The following is a 3,520-nucleotide window of genomic DNA, read 5'->3' on the forward strand; positions in this document are numbered from 1 at the left end:
GTCCATTTTAGAAAATATTGCGCGGCAGTATATGCATGTTGATAATATAAAACGTGCCAATGATTGTGTTCTCAATAAGTTAGACGAGATAGCAGGCTATTTCAACATATCCAATTTACGTCATACATCAAGCGACGGTCAAAAATATAACATTGATGGATGCTCACTCAACGCGAGTGCTTGGTACAAATATCACGGTACAGGAAAAGGAGTTAGCAGTTACATCTTTTTGGATGATCGTTTCGCCCACTTCTATGCAACTGTCATATCGTCTTCAGAACGGGAGGCTTGTTATGTACTGGATGGGATGATGCATAATCATATCGTCAAAAGCGATATTCACTCGACCGATACACATGGTTTCACAGAAGCAGTGTTCGGCCTCATGCACATGATGGGCATTACATTTGCCCCACGCCTCAAGAATTTGTCAGATCAAATACTATATGGTTTTAAGTCTACAAAGGCAAATGAGGATGATTTTATCACGCCAAAGAAATATCTCAATATCGATCTTATCAAACAAAACTGGGATGATATTCTCCGTTTCTCAGCCACAATTAAATTACGCTACGCATCTTCTTCCCAACTATTCAAAAGACTCAATTCCTACAGCAAGCAACATACGCTATATAAAGCTTTGAAAGAATTTGGTAAGATTTCTAAAACGCTGTTTATCTTGAAGTATGCAGACGACCTCGAATTCAGGCAATCGATTGAGAAACAGCTCAACCGTGGCGAAAACAGCAACAAATTCTCAAAAGCGGTTGCTTTCGGAAATAATCAGGAAATTATGTTTGAAGAAAAAGAAGAGCAGGAGGTTGCTGAAAATTGCCGTCAACTCATCAAAAACACCATCATTTTATGGAATTATCTCTATCTGGTCAAAATGCTACAATCCAACGATCAGACCATGGCGCAATACGCACTCGCTACTCTGAAAAAAGGAAATGTGTTGGCGTGGAAACATATACTATTCCATGGAGAATACGATCTTAGCCGCGAAAATACCCATGATGACTTTGGTCTCGCAGACCCCAAAATCATGGCATGGATCTATACTGGGTTCCGGGGGCCTTAAGAAACACCCCAACCATTGCAGACAAACATAAAACCAAAATTACTATGTAACATTTGGCCCTTTCCTAACTTTTTACCCAGAGTACGCAATTTCCGGATGAACCATAATTGTTCCATCTGGTGCTTACTGAATATCTGTGGGACTATCGATGAAAGATGGCCCAGATACAATCACAATAAATCGTAACTTACCTTCAATTTCTGTAACTATACCATGCCGAGTTACTATCCATAGGCGCTCGGCCTCAAACCCCGTTATGAAAAGAAGTGCCAGGTCATTAGTAATTTTTCTTTGCCTAATTATTTCTAATGCAGCGGCCGGAGAAAGTGGTGATGAACCCTACGAGCTAGAGCCCATAATAGTAACCCCATTGACATATGCGCACACTACCCCTTCCTACCCGGGTCAAATATGACCCAAAAGTGGGTCAATCTGGTGCATTCCATTTATTGTAGGGATTTTACAGAACATTATTTTTCTTTAATACCCACTTTAATGGGTCAAATATGACCCATCTTTTATTTCATGTGAAATAGTATATTTAAGTATAATCAACATATTAAGTAATTATTTTATCCTGGCACAATTTGTGCTTATTATAACCATAATAACTATGGCATACAGTTCTAGCATGTAAAGAGGAACAGATTTTCCTGTGCTTCATTTATCCTACTGAAAACTGTATAGAAGCATATTGTATTTTATCTCAACACAAGAAATAGGAGGCTGCAATGTATACCTTATATCGTCTGCTACCGGCTAAACGTCTAGCTTATGAACAGGCTCCAGCCTTGGTGCTCGCCTGGCTAATAGCGGAAATGTTTTACAAGTTTCACAGCTTCACCTTGGAATGCGCCGCGTTCTTGGTGACATGGTTCGTATTCGACGCTGTCATACAGTTGATTTCCCGCAGATTTGCTAGATTAGGGCGTCAGCTCCACTCCGAGTGATAAATAAATTAACGGGAAGTGCATTTTGGAACAAATGCAAAAGTATGACGACTACCGTCCTGGTCAGTGAGTTATATCGCTTAAAGGAAAGAGAAAGAGCTCTGTGGGAAGTCAAGGCATCAGAAAACAACAGCAAACCAGTGAGTCTGTTGTTACTTCGAGACACGGAGAACCTCTACCTTCATGGAAATTATGTGGAAATTATACAATTATACCCATTTGGCACACAAGCTAAGTAAAGGAGAAAACCATGACAGACGAACAAGATATAGACGTTGAATACGGTGAGAGCAGTGAAGTGGTTACCCCTGGTGAGCAGTCGATCGCTGATTTGACGGTTCAGGATTACATGGCGCGACCCCCACTGGGAGGTCGGGAGCCTTACATGGTGACCCGGTTTCCGGTCGATATGAACACCTACCGACAAATGTCCCACGATGCACAGCAGCTGGACCAGGCACCAACGGACCCAGAAGCGAAGGTGGATAGTCCGTCAGATGAAGATGTCGAGCCCAAGCTGACGGATGCCGGCAAGATGTCCATGCCCGAAGATACTCTCTTCCCCGGAGAATTCGGACCGACCACCCTGGCGCCGCCGGTCGGCAACTCCTTCGCGGGCACCCGTGCGACCGGCTGGCAACCGCCGGACAATTGTATCGGCGTCGGGCCGAACGATGTGCTGCTCGGCGTCAATGTCGATCTCGCGGGTTACCAAAAGACTGGAGCGCTCCGTTTCCGATGGCCGAATATGTCCACGTTATTTTCGGTTGTGCTTCCAACGGGTATTGGTATATTCGACCCACGGATCATATACGACCACTACGCCAGCCGCTGGTGTGTCGTTGCGGCGGGACGAGGCTCGAACCCGAACCGTTCGTACCTTATGATTGGCGTCTCGCAGACGACTGATCCGGCCGGCCGTTGGTGGGTTTATCGTCTGGATGCCACGCGCGACGGCAGCAACGCTACCAATAACTGGGCCGATTACCCCATGCTCGGTTTCGACACCCAGTGCTTCTATATCGTTTCCAACATGTTCCAGTTTGGTGGAGGCTTTCAGTACAGCAAATTGCGTATCTTGTACAAGTCTCAACTCTACAATGGTCAGGGTGTGACATGGTATGACTTCTGGAACCTGAAGAACCCGAATGGCAGTAAGGCCTTCACCGTGCAGCCGTGCTGTCATTATCAGGGGCTGGGGGGTAATCCACCGGCGTACATGGTCAACGCACTCTGGCCGAACGGAAACACGCTTACTTTTTGGACAATCAACAACCCAGCAGGTCACTGGACTGGAGGGAGCGCGCCATCGCTCAGCAAGGCGAACGTCCCCTGCCGCTCATACGATCTGCCGCCGGACGCTCTTCAGCAGGGGACGCCGACCCGAATCGAGACTAACGACTCGCGGCTGCTCAATGCGGTTTTCCAGTATGTGGGTAACACCCGGCGCGTGTGGACATGTCACACAAGCAAGATCTCCTGGTCCGGT

3 protein-coding genes are annotated in these 3,520 nt (G+C 46.0%); all 3 read left to right on the top strand.

All coding sequences use genetic code 11. The features are described from left to right. The coding region (locus OEZ43_21960) for a transposase (GenBank protein ID MDH5548245.1) at window positions 1–1,081 on the top strand (1,081 nt) is incomplete at its 5' end. A gap of 731 nt (window positions 1,082–1,812) precedes the next feature. After that, on the top strand, window positions 1,813–2,031 hold the full coding sequence (locus tag OEZ43_21965) for a hypothetical protein (protein ID MDH5548246.1): 219 nt from the start codon (window positions 1,813–1,815) through the stop codon (window positions 2,029–2,031). Between the two features lie 250 nt (window positions 2,032–2,281). Then, window positions 2,282–3,520 (top strand): hypothetical protein (locus OEZ43_21970; GenBank protein MDH5548247.1); only part of this gene is annotated, 1,239 nt, incomplete at its 3' end.

The sequence above is a fragment of the Gammaproteobacteria bacterium genome (assembly GCA_029881255.1).
In the GTDB taxonomy this organism is placed as follows: domain Bacteria; phylum Pseudomonadota; class Gammaproteobacteria; order S012-40; family S012-40; genus JAOUMY01.

Excerpts from the sequence above, each read along its gene's own strand:
- OEZ43_21965 (MDH5548246.1), top strand. The coding sequence starts at position 1,813 with ATGTATACCTTATATCGTCTGCTACCGGCTAAACGTCTAGCTTATGAA.